Annotated in this window: 24 protein-coding genes and 1 pseudogene; 9 read left to right on the top strand and 16 right to left on the bottom strand. The window is 69.0% G+C overall.

From position 1 onward, the window contains the following. The first annotated feature begins 62 nt into the window (after positions 1-62). Positions 63-730, top strand: a pseudogene (locus ACFFC4_RS05280) (undecaprenyl-diphosphate phosphatase). Positions 731-745: 15 nt separating this feature from the next. Here ACFFC4_RS05280 and ACFFC4_RS05275 read toward each other — a convergent pair. Then, on the bottom strand, positions 746-2,071 hold the full coding sequence (locus tag ACFFC4_RS05275) for a DUF222 domain-containing protein (RefSeq protein ID WP_375498493.1): 1,326 nt from the start codon (positions 2,069-2,071) through the stop codon (positions 746-748). A gap of 619 nt (positions 2,072-2,690) precedes the next feature. After that, the gene (locus tag ACFFC4_RS05270; protein ID WP_375498491.1) at positions 2,691-2,846 is read right to left on the bottom strand and encodes a DUF6131 family protein; all 156 of its coding nucleotides are present in this window, start codon (positions 2,844-2,846) and stop codon (positions 2,691-2,693) included. A gap of 124 nt (positions 2,847-2,970) precedes the next feature. Here ACFFC4_RS05270 and ACFFC4_RS05265 point away from each other — a divergent pair, with 124 nt between their 5' ends. The 3 genes from ACFFC4_RS05265 to ACFFC4_RS05255 are packed head-to-tail and all read left to right on the top strand — an operon-like array spanning position 2,971 to position 4,976. Then, the gene (locus tag ACFFC4_RS05265; RefSeq protein ID WP_375498489.1) at positions 2,971-3,600 is read left to right on the top strand and encodes a PASTA domain-containing protein; all 630 of its coding nucleotides are present in this window, start codon (positions 2,971-2,973) and stop codon (positions 3,598-3,600) included. A 37-nt stretch (positions 3,601-3,637) separates the two neighbouring features. Beyond that, complete coding sequence (locus tag ACFFC4_RS05260) at positions 3,638-3,928, top strand: zinc ribbon domain-containing protein (RefSeq protein ID WP_375498488.1); 291 nt, start codon at positions 3,638-3,640, stop codon at positions 3,926-3,928. Continuing rightward, positions 3,873-4,976 carry an adenylate/guanylate cyclase domain-containing protein gene (locus ACFFC4_RS05255; RefSeq protein WP_375498486.1) on the top strand — a complete coding sequence of 368 codons (1,104 nt, stop codon included), beginning with the start codon at positions 3,873-3,875 and terminating at the stop codon, positions 4,974-4,976. The genes ACFFC4_RS05260 and ACFFC4_RS05255 overlap by 56 nt, the downstream gene beginning before the upstream one ends. A 129-nt stretch (positions 4,977-5,105) precedes the next feature. Here the strand turns inward: ACFFC4_RS05255 and ACFFC4_RS05250 are convergent, their stop codons facing one another. The 11 genes from ACFFC4_RS05250 to ACFFC4_RS05200 all read right to left on the bottom strand — a co-directional run bounded on the left by ACFFC4_RS05250 (position 5,106) and on the right by ACFFC4_RS05200 (position 14,250). Next, entirely contained in the window at positions 5,106-5,255 is a 150-nt protein-coding gene (locus tag ACFFC4_RS05250) for a hypothetical protein (RefSeq protein WP_375498484.1), read from the bottom strand. After that, complete coding sequence (locus ACFFC4_RS05245; RefSeq protein WP_375498482.1) at positions 5,252-5,701, bottom strand: VOC family protein; 450 nt, start codon at positions 5,699-5,701, stop codon at positions 5,252-5,254. The genes ACFFC4_RS05250 and ACFFC4_RS05245 overlap by 4 nt, the downstream gene beginning before the upstream one ends. Before the next feature lie 46 nt (positions 5,702-5,747). Beyond that, on the bottom strand, positions 5,748-7,409 hold the full coding sequence (locus ACFFC4_RS05240; RefSeq protein WP_375498480.1) for an acetolactate synthase large subunit: 1,662 nt from the start codon (positions 7,407-7,409) through the stop codon (positions 5,748-5,750). Positions 7,410-7,424: 15 nt separating this feature from the next. Next, positions 7,425-9,104 carry an FAD-binding dehydrogenase gene (locus ACFFC4_RS05235; protein ID WP_375498478.1) on the bottom strand — a complete coding sequence of 560 codons (1,680 nt, stop codon included), beginning with the start codon at positions 9,102-9,104 and terminating at the stop codon, positions 7,425-7,427. Between the two features lie 77 nt (positions 9,105-9,181). Beyond that, a complete protein-coding gene (locus tag ACFFC4_RS05230) occupies positions 9,182-9,583 on the bottom strand; it encodes a VOC family protein (RefSeq protein ID WP_375498476.1) in 402 nt (133 codons plus the stop codon). Positions 9,584-9,596: 13 nt separating this feature from the next. Then, entirely contained in the window at positions 9,597-9,971 is a 375-nt protein-coding gene (locus ACFFC4_RS05225; protein WP_375498474.1) for a YchJ family protein, read from the bottom strand. A gap of 7 nt (positions 9,972-9,978) precedes the next feature. Beyond that, on the bottom strand, positions 9,979-10,269 hold the full coding sequence (locus ACFFC4_RS05220) for an STAS domain-containing protein (RefSeq protein ID WP_375498472.1): 291 nt from the start codon (positions 10,267-10,269) through the stop codon (positions 9,979-9,981). Between the two features lie 87 nt (positions 10,270-10,356). Continuing rightward, positions 10,357-11,370, bottom strand: a complete 1,014-nt coding sequence (locus ACFFC4_RS05215; protein ID WP_375498470.1) for an LLM class flavin-dependent oxidoreductase — start codon at positions 11,368-11,370, stop codon at positions 10,357-10,359. A 29-nt stretch (positions 11,371-11,399) separates the two neighbouring features. After that, positions 11,400-12,161 (bottom strand): VIT family protein, encoded by a 762-nt coding sequence (locus ACFFC4_RS05210; RefSeq protein WP_375498468.1) that lies wholly within the window; start codon positions 12,159-12,161, stop codon positions 11,400-11,402. A 149-nt stretch (positions 12,162-12,310) separates the two neighbouring features. Further along, positions 12,311-13,462 carry a PP2C family protein-serine/threonine phosphatase gene (locus tag ACFFC4_RS05205; RefSeq protein ID WP_375498466.1) on the bottom strand — a complete coding sequence of 384 codons (1,152 nt, stop codon included), beginning with the start codon at positions 13,460-13,462 and terminating at the stop codon, positions 12,311-12,313. Beyond that, positions 13,462-14,250, bottom strand: coding sequence for an alpha/beta fold hydrolase (locus ACFFC4_RS05200; protein ID WP_375498625.1), 789 nt, complete (start codon positions 14,248-14,250; stop codon positions 13,462-13,464). The genes ACFFC4_RS05205 and ACFFC4_RS05200 overlap by 1 nt, the downstream gene beginning before the upstream one ends. Positions 14,251-14,379: 129 nt before the next feature. Between ACFFC4_RS05200 and ACFFC4_RS05195 the strand changes: the two genes are divergently transcribed. After that, entirely contained in the window at positions 14,380-14,880 is a 501-nt protein-coding gene (locus ACFFC4_RS05195) for a hemerythrin domain-containing protein (protein ID WP_375498464.1), read from the top strand. 81 nt (positions 14,881-14,961) lie between these two features. Beyond that, on the top strand, positions 14,962-15,699 hold the full coding sequence (locus tag ACFFC4_RS05190; RefSeq protein WP_375498462.1) for a GAF domain-containing protein: 738 nt from the start codon (positions 14,962-14,964) through the stop codon (positions 15,697-15,699). A gap of 16 nt (positions 15,700-15,715) precedes the next feature. Here the strand turns inward: ACFFC4_RS05190 and ACFFC4_RS05185 are convergent, their stop codons facing one another. After that, positions 15,716-17,230, bottom strand: a complete 1,515-nt coding sequence (locus ACFFC4_RS05185) for a YdiU family protein (RefSeq protein ID WP_375498460.1) — start codon at positions 17,228-17,230, stop codon at positions 15,716-15,718. A gap of 42 nt (positions 17,231-17,272) precedes the next feature. Between ACFFC4_RS05185 and ACFFC4_RS05180 the strand changes: the two genes are divergently transcribed. The 3 genes from ACFFC4_RS05180 to ACFFC4_RS05170 all read left to right on the top strand — a co-directional run bounded on the left by ACFFC4_RS05180 (position 17,273) and on the right by ACFFC4_RS05170 (position 18,765). Next, positions 17,273-17,794 (top strand): hypothetical protein, encoded by a 522-nt coding sequence (locus ACFFC4_RS05180; protein WP_375498458.1) that lies wholly within the window; start codon positions 17,273-17,275, stop codon positions 17,792-17,794. An 18-nt stretch (positions 17,795-17,812) separates the two neighbouring features. Further along, positions 17,813-18,463 (top strand): hypothetical protein, encoded by a 651-nt coding sequence (locus tag ACFFC4_RS05175; protein WP_375498456.1) that lies wholly within the window; start codon positions 17,813-17,815, stop codon positions 18,461-18,463. Positions 18,464-18,531: 68 nt separating this feature from the next. Next, positions 18,532-18,765, top strand: a complete 234-nt coding sequence (locus ACFFC4_RS05170; RefSeq protein ID WP_375498454.1) for a hypothetical protein — start codon at positions 18,532-18,534, stop codon at positions 18,763-18,765. A 77-nt stretch (positions 18,766-18,842) separates the two neighbouring features. Here ACFFC4_RS05170 and ACFFC4_RS05165 read toward each other — a convergent pair whose 3' ends face one another. Both ACFFC4_RS05165 and ACFFC4_RS05160 read right to left on the bottom strand, forming a co-directional pair. Beyond that, entirely contained in the window at positions 18,843-19,097 is a 255-nt protein-coding gene (locus ACFFC4_RS05165) for a hypothetical protein (RefSeq protein WP_375498452.1), read from the bottom strand. Between the two features lie 222 nt (positions 19,098-19,319). Beyond that, positions 19,320-19,658, bottom strand: a complete 339-nt coding sequence (locus ACFFC4_RS05160) for an ArsR/SmtB family transcription factor (RefSeq protein ID WP_375498450.1) — start codon at positions 19,656-19,658, stop codon at positions 19,320-19,322. Between the last annotated feature and the right edge of the window lie 19 nt (positions 19,659-19,677).

Below are 19,677 nucleotides of genomic sequence, written 5' to 3'. Positions count from 1 at the left end.
GTTGCTGTGGGAACCCCGCACGAGCCGCGGGTCTGTGCCGTGAGGTCGGCTACGTTCCCGACGTGCACCACCGTCTGAGCTGGCTCGAGGCCGGTGTCGTCGGAGCTGTGCAGGGCGTGGCCGAGCTGTTCCCCGTCTCGAGCCTGGGCCACAGCGTGCGGTGCGGATCGTCCGCGGGCTCGTCACCAGCATCGCCCGGCGCGAGGTGGCCGACCCCGACCAACGTCTTGCCTGGCTGCTCGTCCTGGGCACGATTCCGGTCGGCCTGGTGGGTCAGGTCGGTGAGCACTTCTTCCGGACGCAACTCGCGCGTCCGGTGCCCACGGCGCTCTTCCTGGTGGCGAACGGTGTGATCCTGCTGGCCATCGAGCGGGGTCGCCGGCGGCGAGTCGGCCACGGAGTACGTCGACGAACGGGTCAGTGGCGTCGAGTCTGACCAGCGCATCGTGGGTATGCCGGTGGTGCGCGCGGTGGCGATCGGGGCAACGCAGATCCTGGCGCTGGCACCGGGCATCTCGCGCTCGGGAGTCGCCACCACCGGCGGCATGTTCGCGGGGCTGTCCCGCGAGGATGCTGCGCGGTTCAGCTTCTTGCTCGTTGTTGTCCGGCGTCGGAGCATACCTCTCGGTACGGTTCCTGACTCGTTACCTTGCCGGCCGCTCGTTACAACCGTTCGGCGTATTGCCTGGCCGTCGGCGCAGCCTGCCTACTCTGGTTTGCCGTCCGCTGAGTGGCGCTCGCAGCGTCAGGCAACACGAAGCCAGCGGATGACCACACGTTCGAGCGGTGAGGTGGGTCTTCGCTCGCGGGCAGGTGGCTTTGGTGGCCGACTTGGATAGCGATGGTCGGTGGGGGTGTGCAGGATGACTTCGATGCCGGCGCCCTCGGGTGCCGTGGCATGCCAGCCGGGTGCTTGGCGGGCAAGGTTGCACGCGACGCAGGCGCCTCGGCCGTTGGCCACGCTGGTGGGGCCGCCGTCTCCGTAGGTGTTGACGTGGTCGTAGTGCCGAATAGGCGCGTCGCACCACGGGGTGCGACAGGTGTCGTCCTGGATGTCGATGAACCGCCGCTGTCCGGTGGTGAAACGGCGGCGCCTGGATTCCACGGCGATGAGTTGGCCGGTGTGCAGTGCGGTGTAGATGCGGCGGATCCAACGCGGGGCTGCATTATGTGCGTTGGATCCGCCGGTTCGCAGCGCGATGGCACGAGCAATTGGCGCCGGGATCGGCGCGTGACCGACGAAACGGCCGGGCTCGTCGCCTTCGGCGAACAGGGTCTCGTCGGTCATGACGAGGTTGATCTCGATGGCAACGTCGTCGGCGACCGCCTGGCCGGTGACCCGCTCGACGAGGGTGTCGGCCATGATCTGACCGCGGGTGCGGGAGTCACCGGTGCCGATGAGGGTGTCGGCGTGCTTGCTCAACGCGGCCTGGCAAGCCACGCCCTGGGCGACCGGCAGCAGCGCGCTCAACCGGGACATGACGTCCGGTGCAGGACGCACGCTGACCCGGCGCTCGCTGTTGGCGCCGCGGATCCGTCCGACGTATCCCTCGGGGTCGAGCCGGTAGGCAGCCGTCTTGGCAGCGCTCTCGACCCGCCGGTTGCCCAGTTGCTCTAGCTGCGCAGCGAGCTCCTCGTCGACGACGGCGCGGTGCTCACGGGACAGCCACGCTGTCTCGCGAGCGACGATCATCGCCCGCCATTCGGTGGTGTCCCCGGCCTGCAGCGTGGCGAAAGTCTGCGGGAGTTCGGTGATCAGAATGCGGGACCAGCCCAGCAAGCGGCGCGCCTCGTAGGGCGAGGTGCGCCGAGCCAAGGCGATCTGGGCGGCAATGCCGCGGTCGGCCCGCTTCGCCGGTACCTTCTGCGCGATTTGTTGGGCGCGCTGCGAGGTGGCGAATGCGACGGTTTCGACGGCCTGCGCGGCAGACGCAGCGGACTTCAGCTTCTCCAGCAGGGCGATCCGGTCGATGCGTACGACATCCTCGACGTCCTGCCCCAGCACGCTCAGCGTGTCGATGAGCCCTGCGAGCAGCTCGACGGAGCTGCCGACGCCCGTGGTATCGAACACAATGGCGATTATATCGGGTGGGTGATGCGTACAGCAAGCACTCTTTCGAGCGAACATTCGCGCGCGGCGAGAGTGAATGCGGTCGGCGCTGAAGAATGTGGGCAGCACCGCCACGAAGGCTCCTGGATAGTGCTCCAGGATCCACACCGCCGGGCTTTTTGACTATTCCCCTTGCAGCACGAACGCGAAGTCACCGAAATCAATGTTTTGGTAACGAGTCCACGCACCGATTCGCACCTTCAGATGTAACCCGGTGAAGGACTCGGTTCTGCGCTCCACGGACCGGCCTGTGCTCTGCGAATGTGTGCAGCATCCGGCTCGGCCCACGTCAACCCGCATGCGCAGCTCAGCTGGCCAGCGTTGCGACAGTGCGCCCGAAGCAACAAGAACGTCGCGAGGCCACCCGCAACGAGCAGCACGACGACGGCAAGGGCCAGCCGTTGACGCCATCGGGGTCGCCGGGTCACGGGTGCATCAATGGGCGACCCGGGCGCGTCAGCCGTAGTCGTCATCGACGGATGGTGACAGACCGGCGCCCTTCACGAGCGCGTGAATGCAACTGAGTTCGTGTCAGGAACGATGTCGATTGCGCATCGTGCGCCCGTCGACCTGGCGGTAATCAGTAAACGTGCTTGCGTCCGCCGATCTCGTGACCGAGGAATCCGGCAATGGCGAAGACGGCGCCGATGACGAGCGCGATGATGCCGAGGATCCAGATGATGTGGATTGCGGCGATGAAGCCGATGATGAGCAGGATGATGCCGAGAACGATCATGACGTCTCCTTTGACGTGACGCGCCCACCCTCGCCAGCTGGAGGGGGTCGCACAGGATTCTTACCACGGCCACCGGCACAGCTTGGCCTTCCGCGCCGAGGTGCTGTCAGGATAACCTGACAGAATGTCGAAGGTGTGGAAGCGGCTCGGCCCGTGGCTGCCCGGCGGTGCACCGACGAACGACGGCGACGCTGCGTTACGCGCGCTTGCCGACGTTGCCGACGTCCGCCGGTCGCTGGAGCGGGCGGAGCTACTCGCTGTCCGCATGGCTCGTAGGCACGAGAGATCGTGGACGGAGATCGCCACCATGCTGGCGATCACCCGCCAGTCAGCGTGGGAACGGTGGCGCGATCTTGACGACGACGTCGAGACACCCGCCGCTGAACCTGCGAAGGTCGGGACCGCAGTACCCGAGGTCGGTGGACGGGCTCGCCGCCACCGAATGGTGGCGGTGCCCGACCTCGTCGGACTGACCTCCGCCGACGCGGTCGGCATCCTGACCCGCACCGGGCTGCAGGCGGTCTCTGCTACGCCTGACCATGAGTTGCTCGAGGACTACGACGATCTGCGGCCGACGGTGGTCGTGCGGCAGTACCCCGACCCGGGCACCCGTATCCAGACCACCTCGACGGTCAGGCTCTGGCTCGAACGTGGCGACGGGGAAGCCGACGTCCGCGAACCTCGGCGACCCACCACCCCGCCGCGGGCCTTTCAGATCGAGCGCGATCAACGCGCCGAGGAGGCCGTCGGCTGACGAAACGCCATCGACCTCGACGCCCTTGTTGCGTGTCATGATGTCCGGCGAGGTGACGTGCGCCTCCTGTGGCAGCAGGAACCCGCATGATCACCGGTTCTGCAGCACCTGCGGCACGTCCTGCCCGTCATGCGGTACGCCTGCCGGACCAGGCGCACGCTTTTGCGGAGCGTGCGGCACCAACCTCGCGGGTGCTGCACCCGCACCCGCCTCGACACCTACACCAACACCAACGTCCGAACGCCGCCTGTGCTCGGTGCTCTTCGCGGATCTTGTCGGATTCACGTCGTTGTCCGAGACGCGCGATCACGAAAGCGACCGAGGGTGACGCCGAGCGAGCGGTCCGTGCGGCGTTGGACCTGGTGGCCGCGATCCGGGTTCTCGGCGACAGCCTCGGGGTAGACGGACTGGCTGTGCGCGCGGGCGTCGTGACCGGCGAGGTGACCGCCAGCATCGGTGCCGTCGGTGAGGGCATGGTCGCCGGTGACGCAGTCAATACGGCGGCCCGAGCGCAGAGCGCGGCTTCGCCGGGCACGGTGTGGACCGACTCGACCACCCGACGGCTGGTTGGCGAGGTGAACGAGTTCGACGACGCCGGGGAGCACGAGCTCAAGGGCAAGAGCGAGCCGCACCAACTTTGGTGCGCCACCCGCGTTCTCGGAGCGGTCGGCGCCACGCGCAGGGTCGACGGTCTGCAGGCCGGGCTCGTCGGCCGGGACGCCGAGTTCCACACATTGCGCGAGCTGTTCCACGCATCGGCCGAACGGCGAGCGCCGCGGATGGTCCTGGTCAGCGGCGCGGCCGGCAGCGGCAAGACACGGCTGGGCTGGGAGCTGCGCAACTACCTCGACGGTCTGCCCGAGGTGGTGTGGTGGCACAGCGGTCGCTGCCTGAGCTACGGCGACGGCGTCGCGTTCTGGGCGCTCGCCGAGGCGGTGCGGCAGCGTTTGGATTCCGACGACGTCCAATCCCGTGCGTATGCCGGATTCGCCGACTCGGTCCTCGCCTACGGGCGCGATGACCTGGCGACGGCGCTTCGCCACGCGGCCGCGCTCTGCACAGCCCGTCCAGACTTAGATTTTGACGTGAGCGCGATCCCCGCGATCTGGTCCTGGCCCCTGGCCGTGCGCTGTGCTGTCGAGCTCGGCGAGCTGGCCGATGTACGTCGTCTCGTCGCCTTTCTCGACGACGTGCCCGGGGGCCATCTTCCCGCGGTGCTGCGTGCCAGCCGCACGCTGGCCACCGCGCAGGTCGCGGTCGCCGAACGTCGAACCGACGACGTAGCTGCAGCCGCCTTCGACGATGCGCTCGCCACGTTGCGCACCGTTGCCAGCCCCGATCACCTGGCCCACGCCCTACTCGACCGAGCAGCGTGAGACGGGAAGCACTGCCGCGACGCCAGCGGGGCGCGGGCCGAGGCTACGGAGATCGCGGAACGGCTCGGCTCGGCCGATCTCAGGCAGCGCGCTGCGTCCGCGGTCCCCGTCTGACGCTGCCCGGCTCCGTCAACCGTCGTCGCGCTGGTTGAGCAGTTTCTCGCGTTCGGTGCTGAGCTCGCCGAACCGGTCCGAGGACCGCTCGCCGTCGCTCTCCAGCGCACGCAGCTGCTCGTCGAGTTCCGCGACGCGGGTGTCGATGTCGCTCGGGTCGCTCATTCGGACACCGGAGCGACGAGTTCGAGGTTGATGTCATCCGGGTCCTGGATCGACAGGATCGCAATGCCGGCGCCCTCGAGAACGTCGACGGTTCCGTGCGTGACGCCGGCGTCGTCCAGGGACTTGGCCGCTGCGTTCAGCGCGTCGACCGAGGCGACACTCAGGCTGACGTGGTCGAGCCCGACGCGGGTCGAGTCGAACGTGTCGCCGGGCTGGGCCACCGGGCGCAGCCCGAGCACCTGCTCGCCGAAGGAGAAGACGCAGCCACCGTAGAAGCGATCACGGTCCTCGCGGATGCCCGGCTCGTCGGCCTGGTGGGAGAAGTCGATGACCGGGTCCATGCCAAGGACCTGGACGTAGAACGCCTTGGACCGGGCAATGTCGGTCACGGTCAGGCGGAGGTGATTGATTCCGGTCGGCTTGGCAGCTGCGGTGGATGACGTCATGAGCATCAGGTACCCGCTACGGGCGGCGGCGAACCGACCGCGGCGATCAGGACAGCGTCTCGTCCAGTTCGCCGAGCGACGCGATCAGCTCGCTGTTCACCGAGTAGTCGACGGGGCAGGCGATGACGGACACGGTGTCAGCCGCAAGCGCGGTGCGCAGCGTGGGCAATAGTTCATCGGCGGACGAGATGCGGTAGCCGGTGGCACCGAAGCTCTCGGCGTAGGCGACGAAGTCGGGGTTGTTGAACGCGGTGTCGACGTTGTGGCCGATCTCGAGGTCCATCTTCCAGCTGATCAGCCCATAAGCGTCGTCGACCCAGATCAAGATCACCATCGGGGTGCCCAGGCGCAGCGCCGTCTCGATTTCCTGCGAGTTCATCAGGAACGCACCGTCACCGGTGGCCACCAACACCTTCGCCTCCGGCCGGGCGATCCTTGCCGCGATCGCACCGGGCACCGTCCAGGCCATCGTCGACAGGCCGTTGGAGATCAGGCAGGTATTCGGCTCGTACGTCGGGTACAGCCGCGCCATCCACATCTTCAGCGCTCCCGTGTCGACCAGGACGATGTCGTTACGTCCGAGCGCGGTGCGGCTGTCGGCGACGATCCGCGCCGGCGCCAGCGGGAACCGATCATCGGCGCGGCCGCGGTCCAGTTCGTCGGACAGCAGCGCCTGGATCCGCTCGCCGCCCACCGGCTCGAACGCAACGTCAGGACCGACTGCGTCGGCCAGCGCGTCCAGGCTGCGGGAGATGTCGGCGTTCAGGCCGACGGCGACGTCGTAGTGCGCGTCGACCTCGGCCGGAAAGCGGTGGATGTGGATGATCTTGGTGTCGCCGCTGGGGTTGATCCGCACCGGGTCGAACTCCTGCAGCTCGTAGCCGACGGAGACGATCACGTCGGCGCGGTCGAAGCCGAAGTTGACGTAGTCGTGGCGCATGAAGCCGACCGCGCCGAGCGCGAGGCGGTGATCGTCTGGGAACACGCCTTTGCCGTGGAAGGTCGTGGCCACCGAGACGTCGAGCTGCTCGGCGAAGCGCAGCAGAGCCGCGCCGGCGTCGGAACGGGCGGCGCCGTGGCCGGCCAGCACGACGGGGTTGCGGGCCGTGCGCAGGATCTCGGCGGCGCGGGCGACCTGGGCGTCGGACGGGTCGTCGGCGCGCGGGACGTTGACGGGCAGCGGCACCAGCTCGGGCCCGACCTCGGCCTCCTCGACGTCCTCGGGCACGGCCAGATACACCGCACCCGGACGCTCGGTCTGGGCGAGCTTGAACGCCTTGCGGATCATCTCGGGCGCTGCGCCCGGTGTGGCCATCAGCGCCGACCACTTGGTGACGGGCTGGAACATCGTCACGAGGTCGACGCTCTGGTGGGACTCCTTGTAGTTGCGGTTCATGCCGACCTGCGCCGACAGCGCCAACAGCGGCGTCGAGTTGGTGGTCGCGTCGGCAACGCCCAGCAGCAGGTTGATCGCACCCGGACCCAGCGTCGCCGAGCAGACGCCGGCCTTGCCGGTGATGCGTCCGTACGTCTCGGCCATGAACGACGCGCCCTGCTCGTGGCGGGTCAGGACGTACTCGATCGAGGACTCGGACAGCGCCTCGACGAGGCGGATGTTCTCCTCACCGGGAATGCCGAACACGTGCGTGACGCCCTCGTTGACGAGGCATTCGACGATCAGGTGGGCGGCGCTGCGCTGGTCGGACATACCGTCGAGCGTAGGTCAGACGGAGTCGGCGGCCGCCCGTCCGGCGGCGCGGCCGCTGAAGATGCAACTGCCCAGGAACGTCCCCTCGAGGGCGTTGTAGCCGTGCACGCCACCGCCGCCAAAGCCCGCGACCTCGCCCGCGGCGTAGAGACCCGCCACCGGCTGCCCGTCGGGGCCGAGAGCGCGCGACTGCAGATCGGTCTGGATGCCGCCCAAGGTCTTGCGGGTGAGAATGTGCATCTTCACCGCGACGAGCGGGCCGGCCGTCGGATCGAGGATGCGGTGGGGCGTGGCCACCCGGCCGAGCCGGTCGCCAAGGAAGCGGCGGGCGTTGTGGATGCCCTGCACCTGCGCGTCCTTGCTGTAGCTGTTCGCGATCTGCCGGTCGCGGGCTTCGATCTGGTGACGCAGGCCGTCGACTTGTAGCAACGGCTCGTCGGTCAGCTTGTTCATGCCGGCCACCAGCTCGTCCAAGGAGTCGGCCACCACGAAGTCGGCGCCGTAGCGCTGGAAGGCGGCGACCGGCTCTGGCGCGCCTTTGCTCAGCACCCGGCTGCGCAGCGTCTCGCGCACGTTCTTGCCGGTGATGTCAGGGTTCTGCTCGGAGCCCGAGAGCGCGAACTCCTTGGCGATGATCTTCTCGGTGAGCACGAACCATGAGTGGTCGAAGCCGGCGATCTCCGGCGTGGTGCGCAGGTAGCGCAGCGTGCCGAGCGTGTCGTAGCCGGGCAGGCACGGGTCGGGCAGCCGGCGACCGAGGGCGTCGAACCACATCGACGACGGGCCGGGCAGGATGCGGATCCCGTGCCCCGGCCAGATCGGGTCCCAGTTCTGGACGCCCTCCGTGTAGTGCCACATGCGGTCGCGGTTGACGAGGCGGGCGCCGGCCTCGGCAGTGATGTCGAGCATCCGGCCGTCGACGTGCGCCGGCACCCCGGTGATCATCGTGGTCGGCGGGGTACCCAGCCGCTCGGGCCAGTAGCGGCGGACGATGTCGTGGTTGGCGCCGATACCGCCGGAGGTGACGATGACGGCCTGCGCGGTGAACGCGAAGTCGCCGATGATGTCGCGGTTGGTCGGCACCCCGCGGGCCGCGTCGTCAGGGGCGAGCACGCTGCCGCGCACCCCGGTGACGAGGCCGTCGGTGAGCACCAGTTCGTCGACGCGGTGTCGATGGGCGAAGGTCACGAGTCCGAGGGCTGCGGCGTCGCGGGCGCGGTCGGCGAACGGTTCGCTGACGCCGGGGCCGGTGCCCCACGTCAGGTGGAAGCGCGGCACCGAGTTGCCGTGGCCGTCGGCGCGCAGGTCCCCGCGCTCGGCCCAGCCGACCGTCGGCATCATCTTCACGCCGTGCTCGGCGAGCCAGGAGCGCTTCTCGCCGGCGGCGAACTCGACGTAGGCGCGCGCCCAGCGCTGCGCCCACTCGTCCTGGGGGTGCTCACCGTCCAGCCGATCGAATTGGGCGCTCCCGCACCAGTCGGACCACGCGAGGTCGAAGGAGTCCTTCACCCCGAGCCGCCGCTGCTCGGGGGTGTCGACCAGGAACAACCCGCCGAGCGACCAGAAGGCCTGCCCACCCAGGTTGCCGGCGTTCTCCTGATCGACGAGCAGCACGCGCTTGCCGCGCGACGTCAGTTCGTGCGTGGCGACGAGACCGGCGAGCCCGGCCCCGACGACGATGACATCTGCGTCCATCAACTCACCGATTCGATCGAGCGGTCGTACACCGACGTGCAGGTTGGCTCGCGACGATGCTCTCACGGGCAAGCTGATCAGTGCCGCGGTTCCCCGCGGTAGGTCCCGAACGACCAGCGATTTCCTTCTGGGTCGCGGATGGCGAAGTCGCGCGAGCCGTAGTCGGTGTCGTGCAGCTCGTCGATGATGTCGGCCCCGCCGTCGCGGACGCGGGCGAAAGCCGCGTCGGCGTCGTCAACCACGACGTACGCGCCGAAGGTTCCTGGCGGCAGGCTCCAGGTGCTGTCGGGCCGCACCGAGCCGAGCATGACGCCGCCGCCGAGCGGCCAGGACAGTTGGGCATGGTGCACGATGCCGTCGTCTGTGTACACGACGGTTTCCTCGAAACCGACGACGTCGACCAGGAAGCGGATGAGGGCCGGCGCGTCGTTCGCGCGCAGCGTCGGCCAGACCTGAGGTGGGGGTGAAGTGTCGCTCATGACGCTCAGTCTGTCAGCGGGGCAACGCGTCGAGGTAGTACCAGCGGCCGCGCTGTTTGGCGAAGCGGCTGCGTTCGTGCTGCGCCCCGCGAGTCGCATCGTCGCGGTAATGGGCACGGAACTCGACCTCGCCGGTCTCGTCGAACGGTCCGCCGTCGAGCGTGTCGACGATGTCGAGCCGGGTCCATCGCCGGTCCGGGTCGAGGTCGAGCGAGCGCGGCCGGGTCGAGGGATGCCAGGTGGCGAGCAGGTAATCGACGTCGCCGCGCGCGAAGGCGGTGAAGCGCGAGCGCATCAGGGTCTCGGCGGTCGGCGCGGGGACCGATCGGTTGTGCCGCGGAGCGCAGCAGGCGTCGTAGGTCTCGCCGCTGCCGCACGGACAACGCACGCGTCGCTCAGGGCTCCCAGTCGAACAGCTCGTACGTCCCCGCGATCTCCATGAGCCGCACCAAGCGATGGTTGGCACCACGCAGCACCAGTCGCTTTCCGGCGTCGCTCGCCGACTTACGCGCGTTGATCAACATGCCCAACCCGGTGGTGTCGAGCATCCGGGTCCGGTCCAGCTCGACGACGACCGAGTCCGACGGGCTCTTCGCGATCATGGCCTGCAGCCGCTCGAGGTGGAACGGCGCCGTGCTGGCGTCCACCTCGCCGGCGAGCGCGTACGCCGCAGGTGCATGGGTCACGTTCGCCGCCAATCACTGGTCCAGTGGTTTCGGCTCATCCTCACCGACACCGCTGGTTGAGGCAATGATCCACACCCGTCGGCGCCGTCAGGCCTTGGTGGGTGTCCAGCCCAGCGCCGGGCCGAGCCGGGTCGCCATATCGGTCAGGAGTTGGACGTAGTCGGCGTGCTCGAAACTGAACGGCAGGGCGAAGGCCACCTCGTCCACGGCCTGGAACCCGGCGTGCGCATAGAGGGCGTCGGCGATCTCCTCAGACGTCCCCACGAGATCGGGCGCGAACAGCATTCGCGCCGGACCCTGCGGTGCAGCGGTGCGCGGCGTGCGCGCCTCGACATAGGCCACGTACTTCGCCCGCTGCTCGGGCGTGGCGGTGTCCGTCGGGATCACGACGAGGCCCTGCGAGACGCGCCCTGCAGGCCGGGCTGCGCGGTAGGTGTCAACCTGCGACCGCTGGATCGTTGCGAAGTCGGCGTCGCCCTCAGCCCGGACCACGCTGCTGGTCAGGAAGTTCATCTCGTGCTCCCCGGCCCACTGGGCGGATGTCCGGCTGCCCCCGCCGTACCACAACCGCTCGCGCAGGCCGGGGGAGTGCGGCTGCACCCGCTCGGAGTACTCCTCGATGCCCTCGGTCCCTGCGAATGGGCTCGCCGGTTCACCGGCCACGAAGGCCAACAGCCGCTCCACCCGGCCGTAGCTGAGGTCCTCGGCCTCGGCGGTGTCTGGGTAGAGCGCATCCTTCACGTCGTCCCAGCGCATGGGTGGCCCGACGCTGATTCCCGGGTTGAGCCGGCCCCCGGAGAGGACGTCGACGGTTGCCAGGTCCTCGGCCAGGCGCAGCGGGTTCTCCCACGCGAGCGGCGTCACCGCCGTTCCCAGCTCGATGCGCGACGTGCGCTGCGAGGCCGCGGCGAGCACTGCCACCGGCGAGGAGATCCCGTACTGCAGGTGTCGGTGGCGCAACCATGCGCTGTCGAAGCCGAGCTGCTCGCCGAATTCAATGATCTCCAGCGTCGAGCGGTGGCCGGGGCCGGGGTCGTCGCCGTCGAACAGGCCGATGGTCAGGAAGCCGAGACGGCGCAGGGCGGTTCCGCGTTCAGGCACGCCCGCCATTGTGTCGTGCCTGCGCAGCCTCAGCCGACGGCGGTACCGAACAACGAGCCGACCGCGTACGTGAATGCCAGGCCCAGCGCGCCACCGACCAGAACACGGAGCACCGCGCGGCCGACCGGAGCCGAACCCAGCCGGGCCGAGATCGTCCCGGCCAGGGCAAGTGCCGCGAGGACCGCGACGACGCAGACCCGCACCCGCCACGCAGGCGGCGGCAGCAGGATTGCCAGCAGGGGCAGCACTGCGCCGATGGTGAAGGCGACGCCCGACGCGGCTGCGGCCTGCACGGGGTTGGCCAGGTTGTCGGGGTCGATGCCGAGCTCGACATCGAGGTGGGCGGCCAAGGCGTCATGCTCGGTGAGTTCCACAGCCACCTGGTAGGCCGTCGTCTCCGACAGCCCCTTGGCCTGGTAGAGCGCTGCCAGCTCGGCGAGCTCCTCGTCAGGGTCCGTCGACAGCTCGCTCTTCTCCTTGGCCAGCAGCGCCCGCTCGGAGTCGCGTTGACTACTGACCGACACATACTCGCCGAGCGACATAGAAACCGCACCCGCGACGAGTCCGGCAAGCCCGGCGGTGAAGATCGCACCGGTGGCCGACGACGCGCCGGCCACGCCGACAACGATGCCGGCCGTCGAGACGATGCCGTCGTTCGCACCCAGCACGCCGGCGCGCAGCCAGTTCAGCCGGCCCGTGCGCTCGGAGTCGTGCGGCTCGGCCAGATGCGTCGGTTCACCGCTGGCCGCGGCGCGGACCTGCTCCTGCGTCGGCCCGGACTCGTACGTCATGAGCGAGCCCCGCGAGCGAATGACCAATGGGCATGGCCTTGGGCGGCCGGAGCGAAGTGGAGGGCGGTCATTGGTCCAGTCAACCGAGCGGGGCGCCTGGGTGCCAGCAAGGCGAGGCTGACCTTGGTCACTGCGCCGCTGCCCTGGTGCTATTGCGTGATCGAGATTCCCACCACGGCGAGGTCGTCGCGCGCGATTCCGTCGGAGAAGGTGAGGACCTTGCTGAGTAGCGAGTCGACGACCGCACCGGCGGAGCTGTCCGGGGTCGCGTCGACGTGGGCGAGCAACCCGGTCACGTCGAAGAACTCTCCCGACGCCGGGTTACGGGCCTCGTGGACGCCGTCCGTCGTCATCAGGATCAGGTCATGCACGCCGAGGACGAGACGGCGCTCGGACAGCGGCGGCGTCGCGAAGACGCCGAGAATCGTCCCCGGCACGTCCAGTTCCCTTGCCGGCTGGCCGGCACACTTGAGAACAGGAGGCTCATGCCCGCCCGACGCGAAGACGACACTCCACCCGCTGTCGACTTGCTTCACACGCAGGACCAACGCGGTCAGTAGCCGCTCGGTGTCGGATCCACGCAGAACTTCGTTCAGGGTGAGCAGGGCCTCGCGCGGGCTGGGGGAGCGCACGGCTGCAGCGCGCAGGACGTGCCGCGCCAACGCCGTGACCGCGGCGGCCTCGACGCCTTTGCCTTGAACGTCGCCGATGGTGACGACCCACTCGTGCTCGGCGACCTGGAAGATGTCGTAGAAGTCGCCGCCGACCTCGTCGCCCGAGCCGGCCGGCCGGTACGCGGCGGCGACGTCGAGGCCCTCGATCCTCGGTGGCAGCGGCGGGATCAACGTGGCCTGCAGCGTGCGGGACAGCGCGAGCGCCCGGGCGGCCGCCTGCTCAGCCAGCTGCTTGGCGTGCAGGATCTCGCGCTCGTAGTCACGCCGCTGCGTCACGTCGAAGCTCACCAGGTGGATCGTGACCGGTCCGTCCGGCGGTGTGTGCCGACGGGCCGTGACGAGTACCGGCACGCGTCCGCCGTCAGCACGCTTCAGGTCGAGCGCGAGTTCGGAGACCCGGCCGTGCAGGCGCAGCATCGGCATGAGGTGCGTCTCGTGGTAGATCCGCCCGCCGGCGGGCAGCAGGTCGATGAACCGCAGGCGGCCGACGAGCTCCTCGCGGGTGCGCTCCAGCGCGTCGAGGATGGCGCGGTTCGCCTCGAGCACCAGTCCGTCGTCGGCCAGGATCAGGTACCCGCAGGGCGCAAGATCCCAGGAGCTCGTGCCGTCCTCAGGTGGTGCCGGCATCAGGAGCCGAGGAACTCGACGATCAAACGGGCGGTCTCCTCCGGCGCGGTCAGGTTCGGGGTGTGGCCGGTCGCGGCCATCTGGCGAAACGTGCTGTGCGGTAGGTGCTCGTGGACGTACCGGCCGGCCGTCGCGGGGGCGATGGCGTCGTCGGCGCACTGCAGCACGAGCGTGGGCGTGTGCACGCGGGCGAGGTCGGCCCGGCTGTCGGAGGTGAAGGTGACCTCGGCGAACTGCCGGGCGATGGCGGGGTCGGTGCGGCAGAAGCTGGCTGCCAGCTCCTCGCCGAATCGCGGTTCGTCGGCGTTGCCGGTGATCACCGGCGCCATGGCGCTGGACCAGCCCAGGTAATTGCTGTCCATGGCCTCGAGCATCTCGTCGATGTCGGCCGCGGTGAACCCGCCGACGTAATCCCCGTCGTCGAGATAGCGGGCCGACGGACCGACGAGCACCAGGCGTTCGAACAGCTCTGGACGCGACGCGGCCGCCAGGACCCCGATCATGGCCGACACCGAGTGACCGACGAAGGTGACCGGGCCGAGTCCGAGCTCGACGACGATCTCGACGACGTCGGCGGCATAGCCGTCCAGGCTCGCGTAGCGGCCGGGATCGTAGGCGGTCAGGTCGGAGGCGCCGGCGCCCACGTGATCGAACAGCACCACCTGATAGCCGTCGGCGAAGTGCGGCGTGACGGCGACCCACATGTGCTGGTCGCAGCCGAAGCCGTGCGAGAACACCACCACGGGCCGCCCGGGGACGCCACCCACCTGCACGTTGTTGCGGGCCATAGCGTTTGGGGCCGGGGCGTCCACGATCAGAGCCTATCGCCCGGACTGGCTCATGAATGTTACGCAGCGCGGCAACCTCGATGACCCCCGCCGCGTGCACCCATCACTCCGGTCCGGATCATGGGCGTCATGAGCGAATACGAGATCACCGCGATGGTCATGAACGAGCACGACGCGTTCCGCCGCGCGTTCGCTGACCTCGAGCAGAGCGACGATCTCGCCGCGGCCTGGACCGACCTCGCCGACCGTCTCGAGGTCCATGCTGTTGCGGAGGAGCGCTTGTTCTATCCCGTGCTGGCCGACGAGGTCGACGACGGTGTGCGCGATGGCAAGACGGCGGTGCGCGAGCACAATGACATCCGGCAGTCCGTCCGTGACGTTGCCGAGCACGAGGTCGGCTCGGAGCCGTGGTGGGACGCGGTCGGCAACGCGCAACAGGTCAACGGCGACCACATGGCTGAGGAGGAACGCGAATTCATGCCCGAGTTCAAGGCCGCCGTTGAGGCAGACCGTCGCGACCAGCTCGGTATGGAGTGGCTCAAGCTGCACGACGAGCACGAGCACGCGCGTGGTCTGTCCGGTGCGGACGCGGACCCGCAGGCCGTGGTCGACGCCGAGGCCCCGCTGTAGGCCCTCGGTTGTGCTCCGGCCGCCGAGCTACTAGTTGTCAGCACTGCCCGCCGTGAGACGGCATACGCTAAGGGGTTTCAGATGTCGCAGGACCAGCCGAGACCCGAACTTCGAAACGCCATCGCGAGCAGCGGGGATGCCATCGAGGTAGGCCTGGCGCGCCAACTGGGCGAACTGGCCCGGCAGATGCAGGCCGAACCCGACATGGACCACCTGCTGCAACGGATCACCGCTGCCGTGGTTACCAATATCGAAGGCGCGGATCATGCGTGCATCAGCCTGTTCCAGAAGGGCACCGTGCACACCCGCGCGGCCACGGACGATCTGGTCAGGCGAATCGACGCCCGCGAGTCCGAACTGAACGAGGGGCCGTGCATCACGTCGCTCCGCGAGGAAGTCACCGTCCGGTCTGACGACTTCGAGAAAGACGGCCGCTGGCCCCGCTTCGTCGCCGCCGCGATGGACGAGGGCATTCACTCGATGCTGGCCGTGCAGTTGTTCGTCCGGGAAGACAATCTCGGCGCGCTCAACATCTACGCGAACAAGCCGAACGCATTTACCGAACACGACGAGAGTGCCGCAATGTTGCTGGCCGTCCACGCCGCTGTGGCCGTGACGGCCAGCATGACCGAGTCCAACCTCCGCATCGCCATCGAGAGTCGCGACGTGATCGGCCAGGCCAAGGGCATTCTCATGGAGCGGTACAAGCTCAGCGCTCTCGCAGCCTTCGAACTGCTGGTTGTCGCGTCCCAGCAAACCCATCGCAAACTTCGCGAGGTTGCTGAGGCGCTGGCCTCGACCGGCGACTGGGCAAGCTGACCATTCGCTGCCGGAATCAGGTTCCGCAGAAGGTGCGGTACCGGCCGAAGTCGGTCGGTGCGGGTTCGGCGTAGCGCTCGAGACCGGGTCGCTCGGTGAAGGGCTCGGTCAGGGCGGTCACCAACCGGTGCATCGGTTCGAGGTCGCCGTCGTCGCTCGCCGCGGTCAGCGCCTCTTCGACAAGGTGGTTGCGGGCGATATAGACGGGGTTGACCCGGTCCATCACCTCGGCGTTGGGGCGCAGCGCGCGCCAGCGCGACGTCCACGCGTCGATGCCGGCGAGGTCGAGCACGAGACTGCGCGCGGTTTCGACGTCTCCACGGGCGGCTGCGCCGAGCGCGCGGAAGAACGAGGTGTAGTCGACGTGCCCGTCGCGCAGCAGCGTCAGCAGGTCGGTGGTCAGTTCCGTCGCGACCGCTTGATCGACGTCCGCAGGCAGGCCGAGCTTGGTGCGCATGCCGGCCTTCCAGGCGGCGTCGAAGCGACCGGCGAACGCCCCGAGAGCCTCCTGCGCGACGGCTACCGCCTGCTGCTCGTCGTCGTGCAGCAGCGGCAGCAGCGCCTCGGCCAGGCGGGTGAGGTTCCACTGCGCTACCGCCGGCTGGTTGCCGTAGGCGTAGCGCCCGCCTTCGTCGATCGAGCTGAACACGGTAGCCGGGTCGAATGCGTCCATGAACGCGCACGGCCCGTAGTCGATCGTCTCGCCGGAGATCGTCATGTTGTCGGTGTTCATGACGCCGTGCACGAAGCCGACGAGCATCCAGCGCGCGACCAGCTCGGCCTGGGCGGTGAGCACGGCGTCGAGCAGGGCGACGTACGGCCGATCCGCTCGGGCGGCGTCCGGGTAGTGCCGGGCAATCGCGTGGTCGGCCAGCCGCCGCAACAGCGCGAGGTCGCCCGTCGCCCGGGCGTACTGGAAGCTGCCGACACGCAGGTGACTGCTCGCGACGCGAGCCAGCACGGCACCGGGCAGGACGGTTTCGCGCAGCACCTGCTCCCCGGTGGCGGTGACCGCGAGTGCCCGGGTGGTCGGGATGCCGAGCGCGTGCATGGCCTCGCTGATGACGTACTCGCGAAGCATCGGTCCGACGGCAGCCAACCCGTCGCCGCCGCGGGAGAACGGTGTACGGCCGGAGCCTTTGAGGTGCAGATCGCGGGTGTGGCCGGCGGCGTCGACGAGTTCACCGAGCAGCAATGCGCGCCCGTCGCCCAGTCGCGGGTTGTAGCCGCCGAACTGGTGACCGGCGTAGGCCTGCGCCACCGGAGTGGCCCCCTCTGGCACCGCGACGCCGACGAGCAGGCAGGTGCCTTCCGGAGTGCGCAACCACGCCGCGTCGAGCCCCAGTTCGGCGGCAAGTGCCTCGTTCAGCACGAGCAGACGCGGGTCGCAGGCGTGGTCGGCCTGCCACGACAGGGACAGTTCGGGCAGCTCGCGGGCGAAACTGTTGCCAAGGGCGACGGTGTCCAGAGATCTGGCATGCACCGCCTCGACGGTACGCGGAGTGATCAGCTCCGACGAGTGTCTTGTCATACAGACCGGGCGCGAACGTCGTTATCGGGGTAGTGCATAGGCATGACGGACAAAGCTGATGAAGCGCGCAAGGGCCTGTTCGACTCCGTCGCCGGAAAGGCGAAGGAGGTCGCAGGTGCCGTTACGGGCAAGAGCGACCTGGTCGAAGAGGGCCAGCTGCAGCAGGCCGATGCCCAAGCCCGCAAGGATGCCAACAGCGCGGACGCGATCGCCGCTGCGCGTGCAAAGGAAACTGCGGACGAGCTGAAGCAGCAGACCGCCGAGGCCGCAGCCGACAAACGCGAGGCCTACGCCCGCGCCGGCGCACAGGAGGACGCGGCTGTGCAGGACGCCGCCGCCGCCAAGGCAACGGCCGAGGCCGACGCCAGGCGGATCGAGCTTGCCGGCCGCCGCCAGGCCGAGCTCGAGGCCGAGGCGAAGGCCGAGGACGCCGTCGACGACGCCGCGAAGCTCGACGCGGAAGCTGCAGCGACCGAGCAGGTCGCCCGAGCCCGTGAGCACCGCCTCGAGACCGAGGCAGCCGAAGCCGAGCGGCGCGCAGCCGAGCTGCGCGCGCAGGCCTGACGACGAATGAGGTTTGCTGTGAGTCCCCGCACTTTGATCGCCACCTCGTACCGGCTTGCCCGGTTGCCGCTGACCGTGTTCGACCTGCGAGTGGCGCACCGCCTGCCTGACGACTCGGGACCGCGCATGCTGTTCGATCGTGCGCTGGGCAGGTATGACTACCTGGCCGGGCGCTTGATTGCCGACCCCGAGGTCATCCAGCGTGGCTGCGATCGGATGGCCGGGGTAGCCGCCCTTGCCGAGGCCGCCGAGTTGGAGCGGCAGGCTGCGGCCGCCCGCGCCCAAGCGGCCGAGGCCGCGCAGGCCGGTGAGCGGCAGGCCAAGGAGAAGGCAGCCCAGGCGCGCCGCCGTTCCCGCGAAGGCCTGCAGGAGGCTGAGCGGACTGAGCGCGAGGGTAAGCAGCAAGCCGCCACCCGGGCGCGCGATACGGCCGCGCAGAAGAAGCAGGCAGCTGAGGCGCGCAAGCAGCAGCGAATCGACGCCGCCGAGCAGAATGCGAAGGCAGTCGAGAATTCAGCGAAGGCCCGCGCGACGAAGGCGCAGCGTCAGGCCAAGGCAGAGCTCGACGAGGTTGCGCAGACCCGGAAAGCAGCAGCCGAGGAACGAGCCGACGCCAACCGGCTCAGCGAGCTGACTGCGGCCAAACGGCAGGCGCGCACCGAGTCGTGAGTCTGCCGGCCGCGGGCCCGACGGCCCGGCCACGGGATCTGTTGGCGGTCCCGTTCGCGCTGGTCCGGGTGCCGCTCTACCTGGTCGATCGGCAACTCGTACACCGTCTGGACAGTCATTCCGGTGTACGGGTGGTGTTCGACTGTGGCCTGGGCACGCTCGACATCGTTGCCGGACACGTTCTCGGCGACGAAGGCATGACGCGCTACGGGATCGGCCGGGTACAGACGGCTCTGCACCCGAGCGCAACGAAGGCCCCTCTCGCCGCGGACAAGCGGGATGCGATCGAACCGCCCGGCTAAGCGCCTCTGATCACGAGGTTGGTTGGCAAATCGCCGGTAAGGGTCGATGCCGCGCTGCTGGGCACCCGTGAGATCCGTCAGCTGAGCAGCGACCCCAGGCGGGCGTACGAGGACTGCCACTGCCGCAGCAGCGCCGGCTCCTGGTGCGCTCGCCACACCCCGTCTAGACCGCCGCCGGGCGTCGCCTCGAAGGTGAAGACCATACGGCCGATCCCCTCGCCCGGGTCGGGCTCGACCACGGCGCCACCGTCTCGCACCTCGAAGCCCTTCAACTCCTCAACGGCAACCCACTCCCACGCGCCACGGAACACCTCCCCGTCCGGTCCGGTCATCGCGTACTTGCTGCGACCAACCGACACAGCCGTCGTGCCGCGTGAATGCCGCCGAGTAGTTGGGCGGCCCCCAGAACCGTTCGAGCTGGCGGGGGTCCAGATAGGCGTCCCAGAGCCGACGTACTGGAGCGTCGAACTGGGCGACGACGGTCATCGTGAGGGACTCGGCATCCGTGCTGACCGAGGTGACGGGCATTGGTGGCTCCTGTCGTTGTCTGGGGGTCAGGTGTCCTCGGCGAGCAGAGCATCGACTCGATCGATGCGCGTACGCCAGATCTGTTCGTAGGAGTCCAGCAGCGCCTGGGCACGCAGGATCAGGTCGGGATCGGCCCGGACGACTCGCTCCCGGCCGCGCGGGCGCTTCGTCACCAGGCCGGCCCCCGCCAGCACCGCGACGTGCTTCTGCACCGCGGCGAAGGACATGTCGTACGCGGTAGCCAGCTCCGAGACCGTGGCCTCGCCGGCCAGGGTCCGCCGCACGATGTCACGGCGCGTCGTGTCGGCCAGGGCCCGGAAGATCCGGTCGACCTCGGCGTCGCTCAGCTCATCTTGTACAACCATTTGGTTGTACGTTGGCATG

The sequence above is a fragment of the uncultured Jatrophihabitans sp. genome (genome assembly GCF_964244045.1).
Lineage (GTDB): Bacteria > Actinomycetota > Actinomycetes > Mycobacteriales > Jatrophihabitantaceae > Jatrophihabitans.
Note: the sequence above shows the minus strand (reverse complement) of the source record. Positions and strands in the feature narration are given on the sequence as shown.

Excerpts from the sequence above, each read along its gene's own strand:
- ACFFC4_RS05160 (WP_375498450.1), bottom strand. The coding sequence starts at position 19,658 with ATGGTTGTACAAGATGAGCTGAGCGACGCCGAGGTCGACCGGATCTTC.
- ACFFC4_RS05200 (WP_375498625.1), bottom strand. The coding sequence starts at position 14,250 with ATGGCCCGCAACAACGTGCAGGTGGGTGGCGTCCCCGGGCGGCCCGTG.
- ACFFC4_RS05245 (WP_375498482.1), bottom strand. The coding sequence starts at position 5,701 with ATGACGTCATCCACCGCAGCTGCCAAGCCGACCGGAATCAATCACCTC.
- ACFFC4_RS05235 (WP_375498478.1), bottom strand. The coding sequence starts at position 9,104 with ATGGACGCAGATGTCATCGTCGTCGGGGCCGGGCTCGCCGGTCTCGTC.
- ACFFC4_RS05185 (WP_375498460.1), bottom strand. The coding sequence starts at position 17,230 with ATGACAAGACACTCGTCGGAGCTGATCACTCCGCGTACCGTCGAGGCG.
- ACFFC4_RS05240 (WP_375498480.1), bottom strand. The coding sequence starts at position 7,409 with ATGTCCGACCAGCGCAGCGCCGCCCACCTGATCGTCGAATGCCTCGTC.
- ACFFC4_RS05230 (WP_375498476.1), bottom strand. The coding sequence starts at position 9,583 with ATGAGCGACACTTCACCCCCACCTCAGGTCTGGCCGACGCTGCGCGCG.
- ACFFC4_RS05270 (WP_375498491.1), bottom strand. The coding sequence starts at position 2,846 with ATGATCGTTCTCGGCATCATCCTGCTCATCATCGGCTTCATCGCCGCA.
- ACFFC4_RS05195 (WP_375498464.1), top strand. The coding sequence starts at position 14,380 with ATGAGCGAATACGAGATCACCGCGATGGTCATGAACGAGCACGACGCG.
- ACFFC4_RS05165 (WP_375498452.1), bottom strand. The coding sequence starts at position 19,097 with ATGACCGGACCGGACGGGGAGGTGTTCCGTGGCGCGTGGGAGTGGGTT.
- ACFFC4_RS05260 (WP_375498488.1), top strand. The coding sequence starts at position 3,638 with ATGATGTCCGGCGAGGTGACGTGCGCCTCCTGTGGCAGCAGGAACCCG.
- ACFFC4_RS05180 (WP_375498458.1), top strand. The coding sequence starts at position 17,273 with ATGACGGACAAAGCTGATGAAGCGCGCAAGGGCCTGTTCGACTCCGTC.
- ACFFC4_RS05265 (WP_375498489.1), top strand. The coding sequence starts at position 2,971 with ATGTCGAAGGTGTGGAAGCGGCTCGGCCCGTGGCTGCCCGGCGGTGCA.
- ACFFC4_RS05190 (WP_375498462.1), top strand. The coding sequence starts at position 14,962 with ATGTCGCAGGACCAGCCGAGACCCGAACTTCGAAACGCCATCGCGAGC.
- ACFFC4_RS05205 (WP_375498466.1), bottom strand. The coding sequence starts at position 13,462 with ATGCCGGCACCACCTGAGGACGGCACGAGCTCCTGGGATCTTGCGCCC.
- ACFFC4_RS05210 (WP_375498468.1), bottom strand. The coding sequence starts at position 12,161 with ATGACGTACGAGTCCGGGCCGACGCAGGAGCAGGTCCGCGCCGCGGCC.
- ACFFC4_RS05250 (WP_375498484.1), bottom strand. The coding sequence starts at position 5,255 with ATGAGCGACCCGAGCGACATCGACACCCGCGTCGCGGAACTCGACGAG.